The 4,246-nt window shown below is 55.0% G+C and carries 2 rRNA genes; both read right to left on the bottom strand.

Annotated elements, in window-relative coordinates:
* A 23S ribosomal RNA gene (locus QRO03_RS12380) occupies nt 1-2,080 on the bottom strand; the annotation flags it as partial.
* A 419-nt stretch (nt 2,081-2,499) separates the two neighbouring features.
* A 16S ribosomal RNA gene (locus QRO03_RS12375) occupies nt 2,500-4,021 on the bottom strand.
* Nucleotides 4,022-4,246 lie beyond the last annotated feature (225 nt).

Below are 4,246 nucleotides of genomic sequence, written 5' to 3'. Positions count from 1 at the left end.
GGCTAACCGGTCCTCTTAACCTTCCAGCACCGGGCAGGCGTCAGTCCGTATACATCGTCTTGCGACTTGGCACGGACCTGTGTTTTTAGTAAACAGTCGCTACCCACTAGTCTCTGCGGCCACCACACCCTTTCGGAGCAAGTCCTAATAAGTGGATGGCCCCCCTTCTCCCGAAGTTACGGGGGCATTTTGCCGAGTTCCTTAACCACGATTCTCTCGATCTCCTTGGTATTCTCTACCTGACCACCTGAGTCGGTTTGGGGTACGGGCGGCTTGAACCTCGCGTCGATGCTTTTCTCGGCAGCATAGGATCACCCACTTTTTATCCGCATCGTGTCTCAGCCTGTATGACTCCCGGATTTGCCTAAGAGTCGGCCTACGCACTTGCACCAGGACTACCATCGCCTGGCTTGGGCTACCTTCCTGCGTCACACCTGTTAATACGCTAGCCGCACCAGCATGGGGTCGAGCGTTCACCCACACCCGCCTCACCCCGAAGGGATCCGCTAAAGCGTGGGCTAGGACTCTTAGCACCACTGGATTGACTGGGGCGGTTCTTCGCCGGTACGGGAATATCAACCCGTTGTCCATCGACTACGCCTGTCGGCCTCGCCTTAGGTCCCGACTTACCCAGGGAAGATTAGCTTGACCCTGGAACCCTTGGTCTTTCGGAGGACGTGTTTCTCACACGTCTTTCGCTACTCATGCCTGCATTCTCACTCGTGTAGCGTCCACGGCTGGGTCACCCCGCCGCTTCACTCGCCACACGACGCTCTCCTACCCATCAACACGGCTGGACCACGAAGGCCTACCAAAAATGTCAATGCCACAACTTCGGTGGCGTGCTTGAGCCCCGTTACATTGTCGGCGCGGAATCACTTGACCAGTGAGCTATTACGCACTCTTTCAAGGGTGGCTGCTTCTAAGCCAACCTCCTGGTTGTCAAAGCAACTCCACATCCTTTCCCACTTAGCACGCGCTTAGGGACCTTAGTTGGTGGTCTGGGTTGTTTCCCTCTCGACTATGAAGCTTATCCCCCACAGTCTCACTGCTGCGCTCTCACTTACCGGCATTCGGAGTTTGGCTGACGTCAGTAACCTTGTAGGGCCCATCGGCCATCCAGTAGCTCTACCTCCGGCAAGAAACACGCAACGCTGCACCTAAATGCATTTCGGAGAGAACCAGCTATCACGAAGTTTGATTGGCCTTTCACCCCTATCCACAGCTCATCCCCTCAGTTTTCAACCTAAGTGGGTTCGGTCCTCCACGACGTCTTACCGTCGCTTCAACCTGGCCATGGATAGATCACTTCGCTTCGGGTCTAGGACACGCGACTGAATCGCCCTATTCAGACTCGCTTTCGCTACGGCTACCCCACTCGGGTTAACCTCGCCACGTATCGCTAACTCGCAGGCTCATTCTTCAAAAGGCACGCTGTCACCCCTACTAAGGAGGCTCCAACGGTTTGTAAGCAAACGGTTTCAGGTACTATTTCACTCCCCTCCCGGGGTACTTTTCACCTTTCCCTCACGGTACTTGTCCGCTATCGGTCATCTGGGAGTATTTAGGCTTATCAGGTGGTCCTGACAGATTCACACGGGATTTCTCGGGCCCCGTGCTACTTGGGATACTTTTCACGCCAAGAACAGGCATTTCGACTACGGGGTTCGCACCCTCTATGACCGGCCGTTCAAAACCGTTCGTCTATACCCTCTTGTCACGTCGACTGCTCGGCAGAACAATCAGAAAAGTCCCACAACCCCCAACGTGCAACACCTGCCGGCTATCACACACGCTAGGTTTAGCCTCTTCCGGTTTCGCTCGCCACTACTCACGGAATCGCTTTTGCTTTCTCTTCCTGTGGGTACTGAGATGTTTCACTTCCCCACGTTCCCTCTACCCGCCCTATATATTCAGGCGGGAGTCACCAGGTACGCACGCGCCCTGGCGGGGTTTCCCCATTCGGACACCCTCGGATCAAAACTCGCTTATCAGTTCCCCGAGGCTTATCGCAGATTGCTACGTCCTTCTTCGGCTCCAGATGCCAAGGCATCCACCGTTTGCTCTTAAAGACTTGAAATCACATGAGTTGAATCGTCAAAAAATTGACTAATGATCTTTAAGATCATCTTCACGACACAAACCCGAAGGCTCATGTCGAAGATGCTCGCGTCCACTGTGTAGTTCTCAAAGTACGGGCGGTACCCCTCCCCACGCGCCACAACCGTGACACCAGGAAAAGGCCCTCGAGGAACAGCCACCAACCACCCAGCCCAAAGACTGACGCGATCAGCGCCCGGCCCCTCAGGACCCAACAGCGTGCATGCACCGGACACTCCGAACCAGATCGTTCCCGTGGCAAGCCACGTACTAAACCCGGAAACATCGTCCCCGACACCAAGTCAAATGTTCCACCCATGAGCTACCAGCAACACACGAACGGTGTTGATCTGGCGCCTGGACACTCGAACCGAAACCCGAATGCCAGATGCTCCTTAGAAAGGAGGTGATCCAGCCGCACCTTCCGGTACGGCTACCTTGTTACGACTTAGTCCTAATTACCGATCCCACCTTCGACGGCTCCCTCCACAAGGGTTGGGCCACCGGCTTCAGGTGTTACCGACTTTCATGACTTGACGGGCGGTGTGTACAAGACCCGGGAACGTATTCACCGCAGCGTTGCTGATCTGCGATTACTAGCGACTCCGACTTCATGAGGTCGAGTTGCAGACCTCAATCCGAACTGGGACCGGCTTTTTGGGATTCGCTCCACCTCACGGTATTGCAGCCCTTTGTACCGGCCATTGTAGCATGCGTGAAGCCCAAGACATAAGGGGCATGATGATTTGACGTCATCCCCACCTTCCTCCGAGTTGACCCCGGCAGTATCCCATGAGTTCCCACCATTACGTGCTGGCAACATAGAACGAGGGTTGCGCTCGTTGCGGGACTTAACCCAACATCTCACGACACGAGCTGACGACAACCATGCACCACCTGTTCACCAGTGTCCAAAGAGTCCCGTATTTCTACGGTGTTCTGGTGTATGTCAAGCCTTGGTAAGGTTCTTCGCGTTGCATCGAATTAATCCGCATGCTCCGCCGCTTGTGCGGGTCCCCGTCAATTCCTTTGAGTTTTAGCCTTGCGGCCGTACTCCCCAGGCGGGGAACTTAATGCGTTAGCTGCGTCACGGAAACCGTGGAATGGTCCCCACAACTAGTTCCCAACGTTTACGGGGTGGACTACCAGGGTATCTAAGCCTGTTTGCTCCCCACCCTTTCGCTCCTCAGCGTCAGTTACGGCCCAGAGATCTGCCTTCGCCATCGGTGTTCCTCCTGATATCTGCGCATTCCACCGCTACACCAGGAATTCCAATCTCCCCTACCGCACTCTAGTCTGCCCGTACCCACTGCAGACCCGAGGTTGAGCCTCGGGATTTCACAGCAGACGCGACAAACCGCCTACGAGCTCTTTACGCCCAATAATTCCGGATAACGCTTGCGCCCTACGTATTACCGCGGCTGCTGGCACGTAGTTAGCCGGCGCTTTTTCTGCAGGTACCGTCACTTTCGCTTCTTCCCTGCTAAAAGAGGTTTACAACCCGAAGGCCGTCATCCCTCACGCGGCGTTGCTGCATCAGGCTTCCGCCCATTGTGCAATATTCCCCACTGCTGCCTCCCGTAGGAGTCTGGGCCGTGTCTCAGTCCCAGTGTGGCCGGTCACCCTCTCAGGCCGGCTACCCGTCGACGCCTTGGTGAGCCATTACCTCACCAACAAGCTGATAGGCCGCGAGCCCATCCCAGACCGAAAAATCTTTCCAACCCCCACCATGCGATAGAGGCTCATATCCAGTATTAGACACCGTTTCCAGCGCTTATCCCAGAGTCCAGGGCAGGTTGCTCACGTGTTACTCACCCGTTCGCCACTGATCCACCAAGCAAGCTTGGCTTCACCGTTCGACTTGCATGTGTTAAGCACGCCGCCAGCGTTCATCCTGAGCCAGGATCAAACTCTCCGTAAAAGAAAAAAACCACAACACCGGGAAAACGATGCCGCAGCGAGTTCGAAACTGACCAAAGAGAAAACATCAAAACTGACGAATTCCATAATGCCAACCCCCGGAAGGGCTGGTCTTTGATCCAAAGGAATTTCTCGCGATCCGAAGACCGACGAGGAATAAATTGGCATTTGACAAGTGCACGCTGTTGAGTTCTCAAGGAACGGACGCACCCACAGAAACAGTCTT

The sequence above is a fragment of the Microbacterium sp. lyk4-40-TSB-66 genome (assembly GCF_030209475.1).
GTDB lineage: Bacteria > Actinomycetota > Actinomycetes > Actinomycetales > Microbacteriaceae > Microbacterium.
Note: the sequence above shows the minus strand (reverse complement) of the source record. Positions and strands in the feature narration are given on the sequence as shown.